This window comes from Sinosporangium siamense, from assembly GCF_016863435.1.
GTDB lineage: Bacteria > Actinomycetota > Actinomycetes > Streptosporangiales > Streptosporangiaceae > Sinosporangium > Sinosporangium siamense.
The window spans coordinates 118,917-141,041 of sequence record NZ_BOOW01000030.1; the positions used below are offsets into that span (position 1 = coordinate 118,917).

Below are 22,125 nucleotides of genomic sequence, written 5' to 3' on the forward strand. Positions count from 1 at the left end.
GAAAATGCTCGTGCCGAACCCCGTCATCTTCGTCGACTTCCCAACGCCTGACCCGGAAGCCATGTCGGACTTCTACGAGAAGCTGTTCGGCTGGCAGATCAACCGCCGTCCCGCGGGTGAGTTCCACGAGGTGCTGCCGGGCGTCAAGCCCAACCTCGGCATCCACCGCGAGGAGACCCCCGTCAGCGGTCCCGTGCCGCGGGTGTACGTGATGGTCGGCGAACCGCCCGCCCTCCTCGCCCAGGCCGTCGAGCTCGGCGCCACCGTGTTGTGGGAGGAGACGTACTGGGAGGAGTTCGACGGGCGCCACGCCGCGTTCCGCGACCCGTGGGGCAACGAGATCGTGCTCTGGCGGGACAAGGGCACCTATTACAAGTGACCGCGCAGTCCTCGGCTCCGGTCTCGCTGGATCGGCCGGGTTTCCTGGCTTCCGCCGTACAGAGCGGGGCTGGGGACGATCGGTCAGGAAAGGAACACAAGAGTGACCAACACCCTAGTCTTCGTCGATCTCCCGACGCCTGACATCGAGGCCACCTCGGCCTTCTATCAGGAGCTGTTCGGCTGGAAGATCAACGGCAAGCCGTGGGGCTCCTTCCACCAGGTCGTGCCCGGCGAGGGCCTCCACCTCGGCCTGTGGACCGAACAGGAGCAGATCCCCGACCCGGCCCCTCGCCCCCCGCAGCCCCGCTCCGGCCTGCAACCCCGCACCTACATCCTGGTCGACGCCCCACCCGGCGAATATCTAAACAAGGCCGTCATCCTCGGCGCCACAGCCCTCTGGGAACAGTCGTACTGGGAGGAGTTCGACGGCCACCACGCCTCCTTCCTCGACCCCTGGGGCAACCAGATCGTCATGTGGTGGAAACCCGCCTCCTGACTTCCCCCGGCCCCCGACCTCAGGTCGGGGGCCGGGCCTTAGGTGTTGTCCCGTGGCGGGAGCGGATCAGTCCGGTGGGGAGCGGAAGGCCAGGGCGATGGAGCGGAGGGCGAGGGTGAAGCCGACGAGAAGGAGGGTCCAGCCGAGGAAATGGTAGACGCCGATGTCCTCGGTCAGCTTGGGGCCGCTTGTGCTGGTCATGAGGAGGATGGCGGCCAGGGTCGCGGTGGCGGCCATGACGGTGACGACGACGCGGTGGACGAGGTCGGTGAGGAAGCGCCGGTCGCGGGGGTCGGCGAGGGGGCGGATGTTGATGGACAGGCGGCCCTGCTCGATGTCCTCGGTGATCTTGTTGATGCGCCGGGGCAGGCGTTGCAGCACGGGGAGGAAGGCCGCGAGGCGGTCTTCGAGGTCCGCGCGCACGGCTTCGGGGCTGGTGGATGCGCGCATCATCTCACGCCCCTGCTCGCGGGCGAGGGCGACGACGTCGATGTCGGGGCTGATCATCGTGAGAGTGCCGTCGAGGGCCGCGAGGGCGCGGAAGGCGGCGGCGATCTGCGGCGGGATGGCGAAGCGGAAGTCGTTGATGAGCGCGAACAGCCCGCCGAACATCCCGGCGCTCCCCATACGCCCAAAGCCCGCCCGGTAACGCAGCATGAGCTGTCCGATGGCACGCTCCAAGTCACGTTCGACAAGGCTTTCCGGCCGGTCGAGCATCTCGATCAGGGCGTCCGCGGCGGCGATGGAGTCGTCCCGGTCGATGGCGAGCAGCAGCATGCCGAGGGCCGTGCGGGTGGGTTCGTCGAGGCGGCCGACGGAGCCGAAGTCGAGCAGCCCGACCCGCCCGCCGGACGTGACGAAAATGTTCCCCGGGTGCAGGTCCGCGTGGAAGACGCCGGTGACGACGATCCGGTTGAGCACCTCGCGCAGCAGCCGCCGCGCGATGTCGGCGCGTACGGCGGGAGCCAGCCCGGAAAGGCTCGAAGGCCCGACGGGTGCCCCTTCGAGGCGGTCCATCACCATGAGCGTGGGTCCGCAGAGGTTCTCGTGCGCCGTGGGGATGGTGATGGTGCTGCCGGGGTCTGCGGCGAGGCTTCCGGCGACGGCTCGCATGTTATCGAGTTCGACGGTGTAGTCGAGCTCTTCGTGGAGGGAGTCGGCGAACCCCTCGGCGAGGCGGTCCACCCGCAGAGACCTGCCCCAGGGGGTGGAGCGCGTAAGCCAGCGGGAAAGCCGGAGGATGATCTCCAGGTCGGCGGTGACCTGGGCCCGCGCCCCGGGGCGCTGGACCTTCACCACGACCTCCCTGCCGTCGGCCAGCGTCGCGCGGTGCACTTGGGCGACGGAGGCGGAGGCGAGCGGTGTTTCGTCGATGTGGGCGAAGACCTCGCCGACGGGCCGGCCGAGGGCGCCGGCGATCGCGGGTTCGATGCGTGACCAGGGCTCGGGCACGGCCTTGGTCTGCAACGTCGACAGTTGTGTGATGAAGGCGGGCGGCAGCAGGTCGGGCCGGGTGGAGAGCATCTGGCCGAGCTTGACGAAGGTGACGCCGCCCTCGTTGAGCGCGTCGCGGAGGGAGCGTGCCGTCTTGGAGCCGCTCTCCAGACGGCGGCGCCCACGCATATAGCCGCCGAGGCCGTGCTTGACGGCGATCGCCATGATCTGGGCGTAGCGCTTGGAGCGACGGCGGCGTGCCTTCCAGCCGGTGAAGAGCGTTTTGACGCTGGGCAGCGTGCCGGTGGGGACGAGCACTTCGAGCAGGACCAGCACGGTGACGCCGAGCACGAACACCCACACGCCGACCAGGAGGAACAACAACGTGCCCGTGAAGAGCGACACGGTGAGCGCGTCGTCGCGGACGATGCCGATGGTCTCGGCCAGGAACACCCACACGTTGCCGAGGGTGAAGATCACCAGGAAGCCGACGGCGATCGAGCGCGGCCATCCCACGGGAACCCCGAGCAGGCGACGCCCCACGAGGGCGGCGAGCACGGCCCACGTGACCGTGCCGATCAGGGAGAAGAAGTCGAACATCTCTTACCTTCCGCGGTCAGCGTTCGCCCGCCGGGCCACCGGGCTCGTCTCGCGGTTCGTTCTTGTCATCGGGTTCGTCTTCCGGTGGTCCTGACGTTTGCTCGCGGAGGGCGGCGAGTACACGCTCCTCCTCCTGGTCGATCCAGCGCATCGTGGACTTGGTGAAGTGCTTTCCGTATCTGAACAGCAGCTCCGGTGCGCCGAGCGCCGCCGCCTGTTCGGCCTCGGGCAGGGTGTCGCCGGGGAGCACGGCGTCGATCACGCGCTCGAACTGGCTGAAGATGCGCTTGCGCTCCTCCAGAAGCCGTCCGACCATGTCGGGGCCGCTCTGCCCGGCGAAGAAGAGCTTCACGAGGTTTTCGTCGCGGATCTGCACGGGTGCGGAGAGGGACTCCATCCATGAGCGCAGCGCGGCGCTGCCCGCCTCGGTGATCTCCCAGCGCTGACGCGAGCGCGGGCCTTCGGCCTCGCCGACGGGTCTGATGAGCCCGTGCTCGGCGAGGAACTTCAACTGGGGATACAACTGGCCGTTGCTGATGCCCCAGAAGGCCTCCATCGAACGCTTCGCGGCACGCAGGATCTCGTAGCCGCTCTGCGCTTTGAGCGAGAGGAAGCCCAGGATCGCCCAGGCGGTGGGGGTCAACTCAACTTTCGGATGGTCTTCCGGGCTGTTCAGCATGCGCACACCCTAATACATCTGGGAGACATATATCGCGAGATGTCCCAACAGCAGCCACCTGCGAAAACGCCCGCCACCCCCGCCGAAACCGCGCCGCCGGGGTTCGCGGGAAGTGGGGGGAGAGCCCCGGCCACGTGGGCCGGGGCTCCGTGCCGTGCCCCTTGGGAAAGGGAGCACGTGTCCGCTCCGGGAAGAGTGGAGCGGGCCTCTCACGCGCGGGCCACAGGCCGCATCAGGGGAAGGTTGGGTGGGTCGATACGGCGAGGCCGGAGGGGGGAAGGACCTCTCGCGCGGTGAGATAAGCAGTTCCGTTCCACGCTTAGACATGCGCGCCCACTTGTGCTGAAACGGGCACCACAGCCCGAACGCACTGAACGGTTAAAGACTGCTCAATACAAACCCTAGCCGGACTGTCGGGATGTACTGGCCAGTAGCCGTAACCATGGCGTAACGCCCGGCTATCGGCGAGGTCTCATAAGTGTGCCGTGCACTGAGGGGCGGCCGGCCCAGCAAGGGTGTGAGCCCTCCGGGTGCCGGACCGGCCACCCTTTGCCCCTACATGTCACAACGAGACGGGGAGGCATCGACTGGATCGGAGGCCGATGCCGTCCCGCTTGGGCGCGGACAAGTTGTCTCATTTGTAGGGACAATTGACTCTAGAGCCTACCGTTTCGGATGACCAGAACCTCCAGCCTTCGGTGACATATTGTGATTTAACCTGTCCAGAAGATCGCGTCCTGGCCATGGGGCGGAGCGCGTCACGGAGGCCTATGCCGTACGGGTCCGCATGGATTCCATTCTTGGTGTGGTCGTCGTACCGTTGTCGGAACATCCCGCCCTGACGCCCTCGTTCACCGTTCAGGACTGCCTGCCAAACCTGCGGAACGAGGTGCGCCCCGACGCGACAAGCCCCAGCAGAAAGTCCACCGACGACCACGCCTGCCCACAGGCAGGCACCAGGCGCCCAGCAGACACACGCCGGCACGCCCGCGACGCCGGCCCAGGTGTGGAGGACACGCATGGACAAACCACCGCCAGACTGCGGACACTGCGCCGGGACCGGCAAGATCACCTACGAACGCCCAAAACGCCAGGCGGACGGGTCGGTGATTTGGGTGAAGTCCGTGGAGAACTGCCACGTCTGCGGTGGGAGCGGCAAGTGCAAATAGCCGACGGCGCCCACCACTGCGACCTCCCCTGCCGATGGTGCCTCGGCAACAAGGTGTGGACACCGGAAAAACCCCACGTACGCGAGTCCGGCGAGGTCGTCTTCGTCCGCGTCACCGAAAAGTGCCGCATGTGCCTCGGCACCGGCGAGTGCATGCACGCCCACCCCGCCGACCGCCTCGAAGCCCCCGCCTCCTGACCTACTTGACGGCGACTACCACTGCCGCCCGCTGGCGGAGCAGCCGCTCACATAACGCGTCCAGCTCCGCGCGCATCTCGTCCGGGTCAAAGGCCTCAATGACCTCCTCGACCTGATTAAGGGCCCCGAACTCGGGTTCGGGGCCGACCACCCCGGTAAGCTCCGGCCGCACCCGCTCCCGCAGGGCGGTGCCGCGTTCGCCGGTGGAAAAGACGGGGGGCAGACTGCCTGCCTTCTCGTGAAAGCCTCGTGCGTACATCATGAATTGGTAGGCATTGCCGTACTTCTCGGATATTTGACTCACGAGGCTGTCCCGAAGTGCGCACAGGTCGCTCCAGGCCACCGTGTGCTCCTTGACTCGCATACCTGCCCGGCGCCGACGGCGGGCCACGCGCAGCCGGGCGAACCGCCCCCGCCAGCGGACGGCGAACTCCTCGCTGGCATAGGGGTCGTAGGCCGCGCACTTGACGGCAAGCGCGCACAACGTGAGAGTGGCGACAAGGACGGCCACGAACATCTCGGGGAGCGCCAGCTGAGTGACGCCGCCCGCCGCCTCCGCCATGGTGTCGAGGTTGGCCTCGCGAGCGCGGAACAGCGCCCACATCGCCGCGACCAGCAGCAGAAGAATCGGCACGACCAGGCGCAACGCCCAGGGGCCGAGCCCGTAGAGGCGGTGCCTCCACCCCTTCCGGGTGGCCTGACGCTCGGCATGCAGACGAAGGGCTCGATGTACGGAACTGCCCAGCGCCATGCCCCCAACCAATATGCCTGCCGTCAGGACAAGTCCGGGAAACAGCGTGACCACACCCTCCAGGGCAGAGATGTGGGCGTTGCCGAGGAACGATTGGAAGATGCCCTGGAAGTACCACGTGTCGAAGGCTCCGACTGCGAGGATGACGGGCCACACGATGACACGCAGCCACAACGGTCTGCGTGGCGTCCGCGTCCTGACGCGTTCCGCGGCGAGCCGGGACATGCCGTTGAGAGCGACGCCGACGGTGTTCGCCTCCACGCCCTCGCGGAAGGAGGCGAGCGCGGCACGGGCAGCGGATTCCGTGCCGATCAGCCGGTGTCTGCCTTTCTCCATCTCGTCGGCGTGTCGGCGGATCAACCGGGACGCCCCACTCTTGGCCTGAAGCAGCGCGTGAGACTCCAGGTTGTCCAACTGCTCCGACGTACGGACCGGGGTGGTCTCTATGTATCTGTCGAAGTTGCGCTGCCAGCAGTCGCAGCCGTGATGGCACAGGCGCACGGGAACGCCGTCGTTGGTGGACACGATCCGGCCGTGAAGCGCGTCGTCGCCGGAGGCCTGCTCTACAGTCATCTCATCCACGCACCTTGTACCTGATCTCTACCCTGCGGTTGCACTTGCGGTCCTCGGCGGTCCGGCCGGCACACTCGAGCTGGATCTCGCCCATGCCCCTCACCCGCACGCCCGAAAGGCCCGCCTCCGTCAGCACCCGTCGTACCGCTTCGGCCCGTCTGGCGGACAGGTCCTCGTTGTACGACGCATCCCCTTGATCGTCGGTGTGACCGATGACCTCCAGCCATTCCGGTGCCTTGGGCATCACCTCGTCGGCGAAACGTTTCAAGAGGGTGACGCCCTCGGCCGATACACGATCCGAGTCCGTAGCGAACAGGACGTCGCTTGAGAGCTTCTCCACAAAAATGGCATTGGGTCTCCGCTCCACATTGGCGAACGTGATCTCCGGATCCTCCGCCCCCTCGGCGGCACGTGCCGCCTCCCCTTGGAAGCGCGGCGGCTCCTCAGAGTCGACGACACAGTGCTCCGCCGCCCCCGCCGCCTTCGAGCACAGCCGCCTCCACAGCTCACGCAGCCACACCAAATGGGGTTCCTGGGGCTCGGGACGCCCCCCGCCAACACTCCCCACCCACGGCAACAGCACGGTCCACCCGCGCAAGTCCGGCAGCGCCCGCTGCGCCGCACATGCCTTGACGATCCGTTCGACGTGTGCAAGGTCGCGCATGGCGGTGGCCCGCAGATCCGCGCACCCCGTGGTGGACAGGCCGTCGGTGGCCACGACAAGCGTGCGCCGCGCCGCCTTCGTCTCCGCTCGCCCCGTCTGGAAGGCGGCCATGACGTTGGTGCCCTCGGCCACGGCGGGAGAGGTGGCGGCCTTGTCGACGAGGTGTTTGAGGCAGGCCCCCACGTTGCCGGCGAAATCCTTCCTGTTGCGGGCGCCGCCGCTCATCCTCGGCAGATGGACGGGGGCGGCCTGCCACTCGACGCGCCTGCCACCGTCGAAGGCTCCGACCCGGACGACAGCCGGAGTCGGCAACGAGGAGATCAGCGCGCTCGCCTCGCTGCCGAACTTGACGGAGCCGTCCTCCTGCGCGGTCCCACGACCGCCGAAGATCGCGAGGTACCAGTCACGCACCTCACCCGACTCCTCGTTCCGCATCGACGCGCTTCGATCGATCAACACGTTCAATTCGAACCCGACCGGTGTCCCATCTCCTTCAAGCCCGGCCAGCGCCTTGCACGCAGCGCCCGGCTGTGCCGCGACGGGAGCCGGACTCTCCAACATGCCGCACCCGGGAAGCAGCAGCACGCAGGCCAGCCATGCCCGGAAGGGGCGCCTCACGGTCTGTCCCACGGTCTCGTCGAGGTCAGTTCGGGCACCGGGACACCGAGTCGTTCCAGAGCAGTGCGAAGTGCGCTCTCCGAGCTGATCACGTAGTCGTAAAGGTTGGTCGACCTATGGTTGTTTGCCACATTGTTGGCAAGCTGAATGAACTGCTCGACTCGCTCGTGACGCTCAGTCTCCGATATCTTTATCGCTTCGGCGACGTTCCTCGGGTTCTCCGCCAACTGCACCGCGTAGCGGCCACGCCAGTTCGTCGCACTCTGTTCGAGGAAATTCACCCATAGGTCGCGCTGACCGCTCATGAGCACCACCTGGGCGGATGTCTTCCGAAGTTCTCCATGGCTCTTCATCAGGTCGATGCTCACTTCGCGCTGGTGGGGCAGCACCTCCTCGCAGAGAGCGACCCTTACCCGAACGGAGCATTTGACGACGACGTTGTCGCAGTCGTGGACAGGAGCGAGAAACTCCACGCTTAGGGCCTCTTCCATGGCCGCTTCCGCTTCGGCGGGCAGATATGCCTCGAACCTCCGCCCCTGCGTTCGCACCAAGTCATCAACGATTCCCTGTGCCTTCTGGCGGCTCGTGTTGATCTCAGCCCGCAGGTCGTCCGCGGACAAATCTTCCTTCGGCTGCGCGCACCACGAACTCCACAGGGTGACCTTGAAGGTCAGGGCGTCTCCACTGGCGGGCGTGTCGATAGTCAGCGGCTCGTCTCTGACGTGTAGACCTTCGCCCGACGGGTGGTCGCACGGCATCGGCGGCGGCTGCAGAAAGCGATGAGTGAGCGCGATCGGGTTGTAGTCCTCCTCACAAACATGCCGCCGTGCCACAGGAGCGGGGGAGGTCAGCCTTTTCCAAAGTCGTTTGAAGAGGTTCACGAGAGGGTTCCGTTCTGCGATAGAAGATGGTGAAGGCGTCGTGCCAATTCGGCGTTGACGGTTTGCGAGTGGAACCAGTGGCGGAGGTAGAAACTGAGCGGCTCAGCGAGCCCACAGCGACCAGCCCCCGCGAAGACCTCTTCGATCACGGCCCTGTGGGGCGGGGAGATCGTGTTCCAATGGCGCACCCACGTAGTGAGCACCGACCACGACTCACTCACCGGCGCCGGCGCTCCCGGCGCGGGAGTCTGCTTCTTTAACCCTTCCTGCAAGGCGTTCCACCACAAGGTGGTGAGGCACTCCTCCACCTGATGCCACATCTCCTGAGGGAGTTCGTCCAGGTGCAGACGGTTCCGCTGCCCCCGGCCCTCCGACGCGAGGCGGATGAAAGTCAGTGCCGCAGTTCGGCGGAGGCCCGCATGTTCGCCTTTACTCCAGGCGGTGAGTGCGGCGACGATCGTCAGGACGGTCTGTGGCGTGCACGTCTCCGTCAGTGATCTCGCCACCGCGTCCTGGATTTGCCGGGGTGACGTCGCGAGGAGAACGCGTTGGAAGGCGCGGAGGGCGTCCTCGATGTTGTCGACGCCGATGCTTGAGCCATATGCCCTGACGACCGCTGTGCGCTGCTTCGCGTTCCCACCGGTCGACCAATGGGTAAGTAGGTTGAGAACCCGCCCCGAGGCGCTCTCGGAGAGCACTGCGGCCTCAAGCGCCCAGGCCGCCAGCCACTGTTTGCCCTGCCCTGCGGCTCTGCCGGTGGTCCATTCCTTAAAGAACTCCTCGTAGATGACGTCGAAGTCGTAGGTCGCCAACCGCCCGATCGCGTGAGCGGCTCTGATCTGCACATCCCGACTGCCTGCAGCGGTCAACTCCTTGAGCCAAGCGAGCAGCGGTTCGGAGATCTGGGTGTTCTTCCACACGACCTCCAGAACCGCCGGCGCGAACTCCGGCGTGCGAAGCCGAACGAGGCGACTCCCGTCGGCCGCGGGCGAACTATCGCAGAAGGCCCGAACTTGGCCAAGCATGCGGTCCAACCATTCCCATGGCGGCATGTCTTGGTGACGTGGGATCAGGTCGACGCTCATCAGTGCCGCGAGCCGTGTCGCGGCCCGTGACACCGTGACGACGGGAAGCTCGTTGAGCACGGCCACGCTGATGAGAAGGCAGCGCACCGCCAGCGGATCGCGGATCTCCCCGGCCTCGGACCTTTCCAGTAGCTTGCGAGCCTGTTGCCTCAGCTGTGAAGGCCGGGCCGCGAGAACGTCCTCCACCCGCTCGCCGCTGCCCAGTGCTTGGCTGATCTTGATTGCCAGGTGTGCGCTTTCGCTGGGACTCTGAGTCTCGTCAACGTGTTCGGTGAGGCTCGCCAAGTCGGCGGCGGTGAGGCTGACACCATTTCTCGGCAGTTCACGCTTCAACCAACGGTGGAAGATCTCGATGGCGAGAGGCGGCTCGTGGCGGATCGACGGCGACCCGGCCAACCCGTCGGGCCCGGTCAGCACGATGAAACGGCAAGAAGCATCAGCCGCGAGAGAGTTAAGGTGGTCGAGCACCTCCTGCGGATTGTGTCGCGTCCACTCATCCCAGGTGGCGTTCAGCACATAGCCGGTGTTCCGTTGGAGTTCCGCTGCCTTGACCAGGATCGGGTCGCCGCGGAGCACCAGCCTGGCCGTCTCGCGATTCTTTTTGCTGCTGGTGTCGTACGCCCACCAGAGCAGAGCCGCGTGCGCGGTGTACTTTCGCCCGCTTTCCGGCTCTCCGGCCAACACCACAACCCGTTGGAGCTCGAGCTGTTTGACTAGACGTTGGCGCACTTCACTGTCCACAAACGTGTCCCGGATCAGCGTGGCCTCCTCGTGGCTGATCCGATAGGGGTGTACGTGGGAACCGGAGCCGGCGAGCTTGACGTTGATGTCACCGTGGTGAGCCTCGAATACTGTGCTCCCGCTGAATACGTGCCTGGAGCCATAGGTGAGAGATGGCGACGGCTGACGCAGGCGGTCGAGATTGTGCCGCCGCGACTGTCCCTCCACGTCTTCTCGCGCTAGGCGCACGTCGATCGGCTTGTCGATGTCGGGATCTTCTTCGACGGTGACGTCGACATAGGGCTGTCCGTCTTCGGCCTGACTCGACGGCGGCGGGTGGACTTCCTGACCCGGCGCCGCACCCGCCTCGACTCCGTCCGATCCCTCCGGGGCGGGGCCGTCAGTCACGTGAACCTCGCCGCCTGCTCAGATCTATATCTCCGACGTTGATGTTGCCGTTGTGCACCTCTTGGTAGTTGGAGTTCTTGAACCTGTGCTGAGACCCGTAGACGATGTGCTGCGTCGGGCCGTTCTGCCGCTCCTGGGCGTGGGGCGCGGGTGAGCTGGGCGGGACGGGCACGACCGCGCCGACCTGCCCCGCATCTGACGGCGTCTCGTCGTCAACCACCGCGGGATCAAACACGTCCAGTTCCGGGATCTCGTGAAGCTCGCAGCCGGGCACGTAGAGGTAGGCGACGTAATCGTTGCGCTTCACTTTGACGCGTACCGGGCGGAACTCCGTCGGGCTGAGTTGTCCGTAGCCGTCCGTCAGATAGTCGTTGAAGACACGCTCGGAGACGATCACCACTAGCCCGGATCCTCGGCAGACCTTGAGCGCTGTGCGCGCGGCATCGGCGTTCAGCAGGCGGTTGACCTCCACGGTGTGCCTGCCGGGCATTCCCGTAGGCCCTTCCCGTACCGGCCCCTCATGCAGCGAGAGCCTGAATCGAAGGCGGGTCCATGGAGTGGGACGCGGTCTGGCGTTGTGGGTGGCGATGGCGAGGTCAAACTCTTGGATGAAGGTCTCGGTTAGCAGGCTGACCGACGTGCCCGCCGGGAGCACGCTGAACTTGCCGTCGCCGGCCCATTGGATGTCCCACTCATCGGGGTTGAGCTTCGTGCGCCGGGCGGCGGAGCGCAGAATGCGGACAAAACTGTGTTGCGCCGCATCCTGCTCAGCGTCGTTGCGGTCGCTGTAACTCTCGATGTCGGCCGACATCATCACACGTATCTCACGCTTGACAGGGCTGGGCACCCGTACCTCCAAGGGAAAGCTGATGGCGTTGTCGAGTGACCCTGTCAGCAAGCGGCCACACAGAACCCATCAAAAGTTAGGTTTAGCGAAATTGAGGAAAAAGATGTACTTACGGCTCAGTGGCAAGCTCTGCGAAGCGGGTCAGGGCCTCGTGATTCGTGATGAGCACGCCGCGGTGCTTGGTTCGCACCCACGACCTGGCCGCGAGCTGCCGGAGCGCCCGCTGCACCGACCCTTCGGTGGCGCCGATCAGGGCGCCGAGTTCCGCCTGTGACAACGGCACGCCGATGTCGAGCCCCTCCGGCTGCCTACGTCCGTGCAACCTGGCGAGTTCGAGAAGTGCGCGCGCCAACCGAATGTCCACGTCGTAACCCGTGAACTCGAGGCGCCGTCGGTGAGCGTGACGAAGCCGGTCGCTGAGTATCCGGCCCAGAACCAAGGGCACCGATGGATGGCGCTGCAAATATCCCATAAAGGCCGGCCCTGGGATGCGGCCGACCAATGATTTGCGACAGAGGGTCACCGAGGCGAATCTGGGGCAGTCGTCGATCACTGCCATCTCCCCCACAATGTCACCGCTGACGCCTATGCCAATAAGCGTCTCAATGCCGTTCTCCACACTGGCCGTCACCGTGACCAGGGCATCAAGCAGCAGATAAACAGGACCGGAAGGCTCGCCCTGGCGAATGAGTTCGTGCCCTCCGGAATATACGCGTGGGGTGCTGAGTTCAAGCAACCCGCGCCGGTCGTCCTCTGCCATCCGGGCCAGGAGCGTGCCTGCGGACCAGCCGCGATTGCCCTCAGGGGAATGATGGAACGTCATGCTGCCCTCGCCATCAGACACTGACACAGCTCAGCAATCGAGCGCGAGACCGACCCCTGTCCGGTAGGTAGGGATAAGTTCTACCACATCAGCATGACGAGTTTTTTGAGAAACACTCCCACACATGTCGTTATAAAGCTGAAATCTCACCCAAGAGTGATGAGCTACTTACTCAGCAACGCTGAGCGCCTCACCCTGATGACACAATCGCCGATCTCCTCTTCAACGGAAAATCCATCAAACAGCGATCCACGTGATCCAGCCATTAACCGACCACGCGTGTTCGGCTACATGGTTTGAGACCCAGAGTTTCGGGAGCGGAGTTTGGCTACCAGGTTGGCCTTGTGGGTGTAGGCCTCGTGGAGGGGGGTGCCTTCGCGGAGGGCGTTGACGACTTCCTCCTCGGCGTCGGTATATTCCGTGGCGTCGGTGAGGATTTCGGGGCCCGGCACCGTGACGACGCCGCCTCGGTCGACCACCAGGGTGTCGCCGTCGGCGATGAGGACGCCGTTGATGTGGACGGGGGTGCCGACGGCGGCGACGTGGACTCGGGGGCCGGGGCCGGCGGTGGCCTCGTGGCGGGCCCAGAGGGGGAAGTCGAGGTCGCGGGCGGCGTCGGTGTCGCGGACGCCGCCGTCGATCAGGGCGGCCAGGGCGCCGGCGTTCTGGGCGGCGCGGGTGAGGATCTCGCCCCAGACGGCGCCTTCGGCGGCGGTGGCGCCGGCGATGACGACGATGCGGCCTTCGAGGTCCTCGTCCAGGAGGCGGTGGAGGGGTTTGAGGCCCTCTGGGCCGGATCCCGCCGCCAGGGTCACCGTACGAGCCGCGCCGATGACGGCGGGGGTCCGGTGGATGGGCACCAGGGGTGGGCTGAGCCATCCCATCAACCCGCGAAGTTGAAGCACATCCGCGATGGCGCTGGTCGGCGGGACCACGTATTCATCTCCCTTGCTGAGTGCGGCGGGGCTCGGGGGCCGGTCGTCAACGAGGTTGTCAGTGGATGGAGTTGTCAGTGGACGAGGTTGTCAGTGGACGGGAAATTCAGGTGTTCCCCCCTACGGCGGGAGCACGCCTGAAAGTCACTTCTTAAGGAGAAATTTCCGGACCTTCCCTACAGAGGTCCGCGGCAGCGCCTCAACCACCTCGAACCGCACAGGCCGTTTGCTCTTGGCCAGCCGCTCCGCGCACCACTCCCCAAGGTCGAGCTTGTCGAGGACAACCCCGGCCCGGGCCACGACGTACGCCACAGGCACCTCGTCCTTGACCGCATCGGCCTCGCCGACCACCGCGGCCTCGAAGACACCCGGATGCGCGGCGAGCACCGTCTCGATCTCGACGATCGAGACGTTCTCCCCACCCACCTTGAGCACGTCCCCACCGCGGCCTGCGAAGTAGACGTGGCCGTCGGCGTCGACGGTGGCCCGGTCACCGGTGACGAACCACCGGCCCCGGAAGCTCGCCGCCGTGGTCTCCGGGTCGTCGAGATATCCGGCGAACAGCGTCTCGCCCGGCACCCCGCCGACGAGGATCTCGCCCACCTGGCCCGGCCGTACCGGATCGCCGGTGTCCTCGTCGACCACGGCGACCGAGCAGCCGAGGGTCGGCTGTCCCATGGCGTTGGGCACGGGGGCGACGGCGCGGTTGGTAAGCACGGCGGGGACGGTCTCGGTCATGCCGTAGAGCTGGCGGGGGCGGCAGCCGAGCAGGGCCGCCATCTCGTCGTATTGCGCCTGCTGGATGTTCTGGGCATACCAGCAGTGCACCAGCTTGAGGCCCGGCACCGGTGTGTTGCCCCGCGCGAGGATCATGCGCATGGGGGCGGCGAACAGGCTGGCGTGCGTGGCCCCGTGCCGGGCCGCCTGGGTGAGGAACCGGCTCGCGGAGAAGGTGTGCATGAGGGCCACGCTCGCGCCGACGGCGATGGCGGGGGCGAACGAGTAATACTGCGCGTTGGCGTGGAACATCGGCAGCACGACCAGTTGCCTGTCGTCCGGCCGCAGCGCGGACGCGGCGGCCATGACGTCGCCGGCGAAGGCGTAGTTCGCCTGGGTGACGACGACGCACTTGGGCGCGGAGGTGGTGCCTGAGGTGAACATCAGGCCGAGCGGCGCCTCCGGCGGCGGCAGCTCGGACCAGACGGCGAGCCGGCCGTGCAGCGGCGTGAGGTCCACGTCGGCCTCCGACACCTCCACCACCGGCACCCCGGCCTCCCGCGCCGCGGCGTGGAACACCGGGGCGCGCTCGGCCGCGCAGACGCCGAGCGCGACCCCGGTGCGCCGCATGTGGGAGGCGAGTTCGGGGGCCGATGACGACGGGTCGCACGCCACCATGGCGGCGCCGAGTTTGGCGCAGGCGAGCCACAGGGCGGCGAAGGCCGGGGAGTTGCGCAGCGCGAGGCAGACCCGGGAGCCCGCGGTCACGCCCCGCGCGATGAGGCCGCCCGCCACCCGGTCGACGAGCAGGTCGAAGTCGGCGTAGGTCCACCGCGTGACCGTGCCGCCCGGGTCCTCCCAGATGAGGAAGGGCGCGCCCGGACGGGCCGAGACCGCGTCCACCCACCGGGCGGCGAACGTCGCCGTCATGCCCCGACGACCTCCTCAGAAGCGGCGGGCGCGCCGTAGCCGCCCCCACCCGGGAGTTCCAGGCGGACCACGTCGCCGGGCTGAAGAGTGATGCGGGCCTGGGTGCGCACGGATTCGCCGTTGACCAGGAAGCGGCCGACGGCGCCGGCGCCGCCCCCGAAGACGCCGAGCGGGCCGCGGGCGAGGCGGCTCGTGACGGCGTTCAGGGTCCAGGGGGCCTTGGTGTCCACGGTGAACTCGATGGTCTGGCCGAGTCCGCCGGTGTTGCGGCCGGGGCCGCCGGAGTCGCGGCGGAGTTCCTTGCGCAGGAACCGGATGGGGGCGGAGCCTTCGACGACCTCGATGGGCACGGCGGCGACCCCGGTGGGATAGGACGTGGCGGACAGGCCGGGTTTGGTCGCCCTGGCGCCGACGCCTCCGGCGTAGGTGAACATGGCGGTGATGAACGGGCTGCCGTCGTCGTGCTGCCCGCTGACCTGCATGGTCCACACCGCGGCCGAGCCCTCCGCCATGACGGCGTCCGGCAGGACCTGCGACATGGCCTGGAGGAGCGGCATCGGCAGGAACATGCCGACGACGTGGCGGGCGGTGGTGGGTGAGGGCGGGACGGCGTTGACGATGCTGCCGAGTGGGGCTTCGACCTTGATGGGGGCGAGCGACCCGGCGTTGTTGGGGACGTCGGGGTTGAGCAGGCTGCGGAGGGTGAACGTGGTGTAGGCGTGGGTGTAGTTCTTGACCACGTTGATGCCATATGGACTGGGCCCTGACGACCCCTCGTAGTCGACGAGGATCTCGCCCTCGACGTTGTCGATGGTGATCGCGACCTGGATCGTGATCTCCGACCCGTCGGCCAGGTCGAGCACCGAGGTGGCCTCGTAGCGCCCGCCGGGCAGGCCCCTGATGGCCCTGCGGGTGGCGTCCTCGGAGCGTTCGACGACGACGTCGGCGAGGTCCTCGATGTCGTCGAGGTCATAGGCGTCGAGCAGCGATTGAAGCCTCTGGGCGCCGATCTCGCCGGAGGCCATCTGCGCGTGCAGGTCGCCCGCCATGTGGGTGGGCTGACGCACGTTGGCCAGGATGAAGTCCCACACGGGGGCGTTGCGCTCGCCCTTCTCCATCAGTTTGACGATGGGGATCCACAGGCCCTCTTCGAAGCAGTCCCTGGCTCCCGCGCCGATGCCGTACCCTCCGACGTCGGTGTGGTGGATGGTGGAGCCGAAGAAGGCGATGACCCGCCCGTTCCTGAATACCGGCACGAGCACGGTGACGTCGAGGAGCTGCCCGGCGGTCTTGTAGGGGTCGTTGGTGATGAGCACGTCGCCCGGTTCGAGCCGGTCGGCGGGGTGCCGGTCGAGGATGTGGGCGACCGCGACGGCCAGCGAGTTGATGTGGCCGGGGGTGCCGGTGACGGCCTGGGCGACCATGCGCCCGCGCCGGTCGAACAGCGCGTTGGCGAGGTCGCCCGCCTCACGCACGATGGGGCTGAAGGCCGCCCGCTGCAGCGCCCTGGCCTGCTCGTTCACGGTCGAGACGAGCGAGCCCCAGAGCACCTCCAGCTCGACGGCGTCGAATGTCCTTGCCACGGCTCAGACCTCCCGGGTGGCGATGACGGAGCCGTCGGGCGCGACCTCGCAGGTCCAGCCGTCGGGCACGACGGAGGTGGTCTCCCGCTCCTCGATGAGGGCGGGCCCGGCGAAACGCGCCCCGGCGGAGAGTTCGGTGCGGCGGTAGACCGGCACGTCGCGCGCCTCCTCACCGCGGCGGAACCGCGCCTTCCTGGTCGAGTACGGCGAAGCCGTGCCGTCGCCGGGTGCCAGCGCGGGCACCTCGAAGGGCGGCGCGTCGGACCAGGCGGCGACGCGCCAGGTGACCACCTCGACGTCGAGGGCGGGGATGCGCAAGCCGTACACCCGCTCATATGCCTGGTGGAACAGCTCGACGGTCTCCTCCAGGGTGCCTGGCCAGGAGCCGCCCTCGCCGGCCCAGACGGTGATCTCGTTGCCCTGTCCGGCGTAGCGGGCGTCGAGGCCGTAGCGGAACTGCACCTTGGCGACGTCGGCGCCTGCCGCGGCGAGCACGCGGCGGCCCTCGTCGCGCATCTCGTCGAGCAGCGCGTCGCGGTCGCCCTCGACGCCGGCGCCGAGCACCCGCACCATGCTGCGCGCGAGGTCGATGCGTACGGGGCTGACGAGGGTGCCGAAGGCCGAGAGCACGCCGGCGTTGACCGGGAAGACGACGCGGGGGGCTTCGAGGAGGGCGGCGACGCCGCAGGCGTGCACAGGTCCCGCGCCGCCGAAGGCGATGAGGGAGACGCCGCGCAGGTCGATGCCGCGTTCGACGGCGTGCATGCGGGCGGCGGCAGCCATGTTCTGGTTGATGACCTCGTAGACGCCGAGGGCGGCCTGGTCGGCGGTGGTTCCCATGCCGCCTGCGAGCGGCAGGAAGGCGGCGCGGGCCCGGTCGAGGTCGAGCGGCATCTCGCCGCCGAGGAAGTACGCCGGGTCGAGCAGGCCCATGACGAGGTCGGCGTCGGTGGTGGCGGGGACGGTGCCGCCGCGGGCGTAGGACACCGGGCCGGGGTCGGCACCGGCGGAGTCGGGGCCGACCTTGAGCAGGCCGAGGTCGTCGATGCGGGCGAGGCTGCCACCGCCGGCGCCGATCTCGACGAGGTCGACCGACGGCACCGAGCAGGGGTAGCCGGAGCCCTTCTTGAAGCGGTAGACGCGGGCGACCTCGAACTCGTTGGTGAGTTCGGGGCGGTAGTCCTCGATGAGGCAGGACTTGGCGGTGGTGCCGCCGAGGTCGAAGCAGAACAGGCGGTCCTCGCCGAGCCTGCGGGCATACCAGACGCCGGCCAGCGCGCCGGCCGCCGGGCCGGACTCGACCAGCCGGATCGGCACCTTGCGGGCGTCGGCTGCGGAGACGACGCCGCCGTTGGAGAGCATCATGAGCACCGACGCGCCGAAGCCCTCGTCGGCGAGCCAGCGCTCCAGCTCCTCCAGGTATGGGCCGATGACGGGCATGGTGGCCGCGTTGCACGCCGTGGTGATCATGCGTGGATATTCGCGGATCTGCGGAGTGACCTCGTAGGACGCGCAGACCGGCACGCCGAGGCGCTTGGCGAGGCCCTCGGCCACGGTCTTCTCGTTGGCGGCGTTGGCATAGGAGTTGAGCAGGCAGACCGCGACGGCTTCCACGCCCGCCATGCGGGCGGCCAGTTCGTCGAGGGCGGCCTCGGCGGGCTCCCGCCGTACCTCGCCGGTGGCCATGACCCGCTCGTCGAGTTCGAAGACCAGCTCGCGCGGGATGGGCGAGGGGGGATACTCGATCTGCATGTCGTACATGTCGTAGCGGTGCTCGGTGCGGATCTCCAGCGTGTCGCCGAAGCCCTGGGTGGTGACCAGCGCCGCGCGGCCTGTTTTGCCCTCGATGAGGGCGTTGGTGATGAGTGTCGTGGCGTGCACGATCGGGCGGGTGATGTCGCCGGGTGCGATGCCCGCCTTGGCGAGCGCGGACATGACACCCTTGCGCACTCCGCCAAGCGGGGCCGAGGGCGTGGTGAGCGTCTTCTCCACCACCACGCGGCCGGAGCCGGCGTCCAGCAAAACGATGTCGGTGAAGGTGCCGCCGATGTCGACGGCGAGCCGCCAGTCAGTCTTGTTCATCGTCCTCAGGCTCCGTGCACGGCCTCGCGCAGGCGCTCGACCAGAGCGCGCGGCTTCTCAGAGCCCCACACGTTGCGGCCGAACGCCACACCGGCACCGCCCGCCCGCACCACGCCGCGGGCGACCGCCACGACATCGTCCTCGGTCTTCATCTTCGGCCCGCCGAGCGCCACCACCGGCACCGGGCACGCCTCGGCGACCTTCGCGAACTCCTCCGGCGGGCCGGGGCACACCGTCTTGACGACGTCGGCGCCGAGCTCGGCGCCGATGCGGGCGGCGCGGGCGACGTTCTCCGCCGTCCACGGCACGGCCTGGCCCCAGCCCCCGGGGATCATCTCCGCCATCACCGGCAGGCCGAGCGTCTCGCACTCGGTGACGAGCCGCGCGAGGCGCAGCAGCGATTGGTCCTCGTCGGGGGCGCCGGGGAACGCCAGCACCACGACGCAGTCCGCGCCGATCTTCAGCGCCTCCTCAGCGCGGTGCATGATCTGGTTGAGGTCGTTCTTCGGCATGTCGCCGAGCTCCGACGATCCGCCGTCGACCCGGAGCACCAGGCCCGACCTGGCGAAGACGTCGGCATATGCACGGGCCAGGTGCCAGGTCGCCAAGATGGCGTCCGGCTTGCCGGCCGCGATCTCGCGCATCGGCTCACCGAGCGGCGGGCCCTCGCCCATGTAGGCCGCGTGGTCGATCGCCACGAAGACGCTTCGCCCGTCGGCGCCGAACATGCGGCGCATACGGCGGAGCTTGCCCGCGCCGATCGCGGAATGATGTTGCAAGGCCGAATCCTTTCGAGTCATTCGTGGGAAGAGGAGACCTGGCGGGCGAACTCCGCACCGTCCCAGTAGTCGACCCGGTGCGAGATCAGACCGCCGTCGACCGTGAAGCGGAACATCCCCCGGATCACGATGGGTTTGCCGTGATAGATACAGCTCATGCGATATGGCACCGCCGCCCGTGCGCGGTCCACCAGCATGTCCTCGATCTCATAGGTCAGCTCGGCGAACTCCGCCAGAAAGCCGGTGAGCCGCTCGCGATATGCCTCTCTGCCACGCAGGGAGACCCCCGCGGCGGAGGTGTGCTCGTTGTGGAAGCCGGGGGTCACACAGGCGGCGATCAGGTCGGGGTCGTGGCGGTTGAGCGCGTCGATGTAGCGCTCAACCACCACGTGTACCGGACTGTTCATCCCGGTCAGCCGGCCCAGAGAGTGCGGACCTCTTCGAAGACCTTCTGATTGTGGGAGATCTCCACGACGTTGCCGTCGGGATCCTTAAGCGCGCAGATATAGCCCACCGGCGGCGGCAGCTCCATCGGCTCCCAGTGCAGGCAGCCCATCTCGCGCGCCTCTGCGGCGATGCGGTCCACGTCCTCGCGGTTCGGCACCTCCATGCCGAGGTGGGCGAAAGGCGTGAGCTGGGGCTGCTTCTTGCCCTTGTCCTTGGCGAACTCCACCAGGACAAGGACGAACGGCGTCTCCACCTGCTTGTCATTGGACAACCAGACGTTCCGCCCGTCCTTGTCCTCGTGGGTCGACACCACGACCAGGGGGGTCATCGTGGTGTAGAACTCGATCGCCGCGTCGATGTCGCAGCAGGGCAGCGCGACGTGCGTCCACCGGGCCTCGGTCAGCTTCTTCTCAAGCATTGATCCGTCCTCTTTCTGGCTGTCGACCGGCTTCAGTTGGCTTCAGTCCTTATCGACGGGACCGTCGAACTCGTCCGGGTCGAGGGGCGTCGCCACGTCCCGGCGGATGAGCCGCATCATGTGATGTGCCCTTCCCTCCCAAGTGCTCGGCGGACCCACCCGATAGAAAGGTGACCGAAGGTTCTCCATCAGCTGGGTCACCATGTCGGTGTCTTCCTTGTTGGTCAGCTCCAGGCCGTCGAGTTCGCGATTCTGCAGCTCAAGGTCATCGCTGAGGCCGTAGATCCGGGAGAAGAGCCGTGATCTGTCCGGCGCGATCGGGTCCACCCGCACCAGGATCAACTGCGAGGCGTACGGCAGAGGCGTCAAGTTGGGGTAGACGAACTCGGCGTAGCTGCCGCGCAGATCCTCTTCGCTCAGGTCCGTGCGCCCGGCCGACATGTCGAAGTTCGCAGAATGCGGCTTGTAGCCGCTCGTCGTGCGGCCCTCGAAGCGCACGATGGTGTCCATCTGCTTGCGCACCTTGTTGAGCCTGCGGTGCACGAAACGCACGTGGTAGTCGTCGTTGGAGTTCTCGACGAACGCCTTCCAGTTGATCGGGAAGGTCTCGTCCAGCTCACGGTGATAGCGCTTGAAGGTGTGGATCTTGTACTTCTCGTAGCGGGGCAGGAGTGGAGCGATCCAATCCTCGAACTGCGGAGCCTTCCGCGACAGGCAGCCGAACACCAGCTTGCCGAACGCCACCTTCACCCGGATCGGGACCAGGCCGTAGTCCTCCTTCGGGAAGTCCGGCCCGTACATCCGGTCCATGTCCGGAATGCTCAGCAGCCGCCCGTCCAGCCCGTAGGTCCACGCGTGATAGGGGCAGGCCAGCGCCTTGCAGTGCCCGGCGGGTTTGAACGCCAGCCCGGCGGCGCGGTGGCGGCAGTTGTTGAGGAAGCCTTTGAGGGAGCCGTCCTCCTGCCGGATCACGACCACCGGCTGCGCGCCGATGTTCCCCGTGATGTAGTCACCGGTCTTCTGGAGGTCCTCGGTGTCGCCAAGCCAGACCCAGGACCGGCCGAAGACCCGGACCATTTCAAGATCGAAGAGGTCCTTGTCCCAGACCTCCCACGGTTGCAACATGTCACTGGGCAAAGGCGGATCGACCAGGCCCCGGGACTCGCGTTCCCATTCGCCCTGTCGCCGGACGACCCTTTCGTGCAGGGCCTGCTCCGCGGTGTGGTCGGCGAGCAAGAGGTGCCTCCTGTCCTGCTCATGGGGGTGACGCCGTTGCCAGGACGCTATGTCCGGGTTGTCGGCGCCCTCCATGTGCCCGCCGCACAAAAAGCGACGTGTGCCACTGCCCCCGGGCCACATCGGTGCCGGGCCCGCCCTGTGGCAGGGTCGAGCCCGGGAGCAGGTGCCGCGGCCGGGCCCGGGATCAGGTGCCGGGCCAGGCGAACCTGTGGGTGTGGATCCCGAAGTAGGTGAACGCCTCGGCCCGGGTGACCCCCGGCACCCGCTTGATGTGGTCGTTAAGGATCTTCAGCAGCTCGGCCGGCTCCTTGCAGACCACCTCGACGAAGAGATCGAACGACCCCGACGTGAGCACCACGTAGATCACGCCCGGCAACTCGCTGACCCGGTCGGCGATCGCGTGCACGTCGTCGTCGACCCGCAACCCGATCAGCGCCATGAAGGGCAGCCCGAGCGCCATCGGATCGGTCACTCCGACGATCTGGACGACACCCTCGTCACGCAGCCTTTGCACGCGTTGCCGTACGGCGGGAGCCGACAGGCCGGTGGCCTCGGCCAGCGCGGTGTAGGAGACCCGGCCGTCCTGCTGCAACTCCCGCAGCAGAATGCGGTCGACGTCGTCGACGTTCACGTTGTTCTGATCCGGCGTCCTCATTCGGTCCGGCTTTC

Annotated in this window: 20 protein-coding genes; 3 read left to right on the forward strand and 17 right to left on the reverse strand. The window is 67.3% G+C overall.

Annotated features, from left to right (window positions below):
- The first annotated feature begins 10 nt into the window (after positions 1-10).
- Complete coding sequence (locus Ssi02_RS23420) at positions 11-379, forward strand: VOC family protein (protein WP_204029186.1); 369 nt, start codon at positions 11-13, stop codon at positions 377-379.
- A 102-nt stretch (positions 380-481) separates the two neighbouring features.
- Entirely contained in the window at positions 482-877 is a 396-nt protein-coding gene (locus Ssi02_RS23425; protein ID WP_204029187.1) for a VOC family protein, read from the forward strand.
- 66 nt (positions 878-943) lie between these two features.
- Here the strand turns inward: Ssi02_RS23425 and Ssi02_RS23430 are convergent, their stop codons facing one another.
- A complete protein-coding gene (locus tag Ssi02_RS23430; RefSeq protein WP_204029188.1) occupies positions 944-2,911 on the reverse strand; it encodes an ABC1 kinase family protein in 1,968 nt (655 codons plus the stop codon).
- Between the two features lie 16 nt (positions 2,912-2,927).
- Positions 2,928-3,590: a PadR family transcriptional regulator gene (locus Ssi02_RS23435; RefSeq protein ID WP_204029190.1), complete on the reverse strand. Its 663-nt coding sequence runs from the start codon at positions 3,588-3,590 to the stop codon at positions 2,928-2,930.
- A 1,159-nt stretch (positions 3,591-4,749) separates the two neighbouring features.
- Between Ssi02_RS23435 and Ssi02_RS23440 the strand changes: the two genes are divergently transcribed.
- Entirely contained in the window at positions 4,750-4,956 is a 207-nt protein-coding gene (locus Ssi02_RS23440) for a hypothetical protein (RefSeq protein WP_204029197.1), read from the forward strand.
- Position 4,957: 1 nt separating this feature from the next.
- Here Ssi02_RS23440 and Ssi02_RS23445 read toward each other — a convergent pair whose 3' ends face one another.
- The 15 genes from Ssi02_RS23445 to Ssi02_RS23515 all read right to left on the reverse strand — a co-directional run bounded on the left by Ssi02_RS23445 (position 4,958) and on the right by Ssi02_RS23515 (position 22,111).
- Entirely contained in the window at positions 4,958-6,280 is a 1,323-nt protein-coding gene (locus Ssi02_RS23445) for a hypothetical protein (RefSeq protein ID WP_204029199.1), read from the reverse strand.
- A gap of 1 nt (position 6,281) precedes the next feature.
- Positions 6,282-7,562 carry an OmpA family protein gene (locus tag Ssi02_RS23450; protein ID WP_204029201.1) on the reverse strand — a complete coding sequence of 427 codons (1,281 nt, stop codon included), beginning with the start codon at positions 7,560-7,562 and terminating at the stop codon, positions 6,282-6,284.
- Positions 7,559-8,443, reverse strand: a complete 885-nt coding sequence (locus tag Ssi02_RS23455; protein WP_204029203.1) for a hypothetical protein — start codon at positions 8,441-8,443, stop codon at positions 7,559-7,561. The genes Ssi02_RS23450 and Ssi02_RS23455 overlap by 4 nt, the downstream gene beginning before the upstream one ends.
- On the reverse strand, positions 8,440-10,656 hold the full coding sequence (locus Ssi02_RS23460) for a hypothetical protein (RefSeq protein ID WP_204029205.1): 2,217 nt from the start codon (positions 10,654-10,656) through the stop codon (positions 8,440-8,442). The genes Ssi02_RS23455 and Ssi02_RS23460 overlap by 4 nt, the downstream gene beginning before the upstream one ends.
- Positions 10,649-11,503 (reverse strand): hypothetical protein, encoded by an 855-nt coding sequence (locus Ssi02_RS23465; protein ID WP_204029207.1) that lies wholly within the window; start codon positions 11,501-11,503, stop codon positions 10,649-10,651. Before Ssi02_RS23465 ends, Ssi02_RS23460 begins: the two co-directional genes overlap by 8 nt.
- A 109-nt stretch (positions 11,504-11,612) precedes the next feature.
- Complete coding sequence (locus Ssi02_RS23470) at positions 11,613-12,347, reverse strand: Crp/Fnr family transcriptional regulator (RefSeq protein WP_204029209.1); 735 nt, start codon at positions 12,345-12,347, stop codon at positions 11,613-11,615.
- Positions 12,348-12,613: 266 nt separating this feature from the next.
- The gene (locus tag Ssi02_RS23475; protein WP_204029210.1) at positions 12,614-13,261 is read right to left on the reverse strand and encodes an RraA family protein; all 648 of its coding nucleotides are present in this window, start codon (positions 13,259-13,261) and stop codon (positions 12,614-12,616) included.
- 144 nt (positions 13,262-13,405) lie between these two features.
- A complete protein-coding gene (locus Ssi02_RS23480; protein ID WP_204029212.1) occupies positions 13,406-14,908 on the reverse strand; it encodes a class I adenylate-forming enzyme family protein in 1,503 nt (500 codons plus the stop codon).
- On the reverse strand, positions 14,905-16,491 hold the full coding sequence (locus Ssi02_RS23485; protein ID WP_204029214.1) for a hydantoinase B/oxoprolinase family protein: 1,587 nt from the start codon (positions 16,489-16,491) through the stop codon (positions 14,905-14,907). Before Ssi02_RS23485 ends, Ssi02_RS23480 begins: the two co-directional genes overlap by 4 nt.
- Positions 16,492-16,494: 3 nt before the next feature.
- Positions 16,495-18,573: a hydantoinase/oxoprolinase family protein gene (locus tag Ssi02_RS23490; RefSeq protein WP_204029216.1), complete on the reverse strand. Its 2,079-nt coding sequence runs from the start codon at positions 18,571-18,573 to the stop codon at positions 16,495-16,497.
- A 5-nt stretch (positions 18,574-18,578) separates the two neighbouring features.
- Positions 18,579-19,352: a class I fructose-bisphosphate aldolase gene (locus tag Ssi02_RS23495; RefSeq protein ID WP_204029223.1), complete on the reverse strand. Its 774-nt coding sequence runs from the start codon at positions 19,350-19,352 to the stop codon at positions 18,579-18,581.
- A 17-nt stretch (positions 19,353-19,369) separates the two neighbouring features.
- Positions 19,370-19,759, reverse strand: coding sequence for an ester cyclase (locus Ssi02_RS23500; protein ID WP_204029225.1), 390 nt, complete (start codon positions 19,757-19,759; stop codon positions 19,370-19,372).
- A 5-nt stretch (positions 19,760-19,764) separates the two neighbouring features.
- Positions 19,765-20,217 (reverse strand): VOC family protein, encoded by a 453-nt coding sequence (locus tag Ssi02_RS23505; protein WP_204029227.1) that lies wholly within the window; start codon positions 20,215-20,217, stop codon positions 19,765-19,767.
- 42 nt (positions 20,218-20,259) lie between these two features.
- Positions 20,260-21,453 carry an aromatic ring-hydroxylating oxygenase subunit alpha gene (locus tag Ssi02_RS23510; RefSeq protein ID WP_204029228.1) on the reverse strand — a complete coding sequence of 398 codons (1,194 nt, stop codon included), beginning with the start codon at positions 21,451-21,453 and terminating at the stop codon, positions 20,260-20,262.
- 187 nt (positions 21,454-21,640) lie between these two features.
- Positions 21,641-22,111 carry an Lrp/AsnC family transcriptional regulator gene (locus Ssi02_RS23515; protein ID WP_239129438.1) on the reverse strand — a complete coding sequence of 157 codons (471 nt, stop codon included), beginning with the start codon at positions 22,109-22,111 and terminating at the stop codon, positions 21,641-21,643.
- Between the last annotated feature and the right edge of the window lie 14 nt (positions 22,112-22,125).

What these genes read in the sequence shown, in the direction of transcription:
- Ssi02_RS23430 (WP_204029188.1), bottom strand. Translation starts at nt 2,911, where the DNA reads ATGTTCGACTTCTTCTCCCTGATCGGCACGGTCACGTGGGCCGTGCTC.
- Ssi02_RS23435 (WP_204029190.1), bottom strand. Translation starts at nt 3,590, where the DNA reads ATGCTGAACAGCCCGGAAGACCATCCGAAAGTTGAGTTGACCCCCACC.
- Ssi02_RS23445 (WP_204029199.1), bottom strand. Translation starts at nt 6,280, where the DNA reads ATGACTGTAGAGCAGGCCTCCGGCGACGACGCGCTTCACGGCCGGATC.
- Ssi02_RS23480 (WP_204029212.1), bottom strand. Translation starts at nt 14,908, where the DNA reads ATGACGGCGACGTTCGCCGCCCGGTGGGTGGACGCGGTCTCGGCCCGT.
- Ssi02_RS23490 (WP_204029216.1), bottom strand. Translation starts at nt 18,573, where the DNA reads ATGAACAAGACTGACTGGCGGCTCGCCGTCGACATCGGCGGCACCTTC.
- Ssi02_RS23500 (WP_204029225.1), bottom strand. Translation starts at nt 19,759, where the DNA reads ATGAACAGTCCGGTACACGTGGTGGTTGAGCGCTACATCGACGCGCTC.
- Ssi02_RS23505 (WP_204029227.1), bottom strand. Translation starts at nt 20,217, where the DNA reads ATGCTTGAGAAGAAGCTGACCGAGGCCCGGTGGACGCACGTCGCGCTG.
- Ssi02_RS23515 (WP_239129438.1), bottom strand. Translation starts at nt 22,111, where the DNA reads ATGAGGACGCCGGATCAGAACAACGTGAACGTCGACGACGTCGACCGC.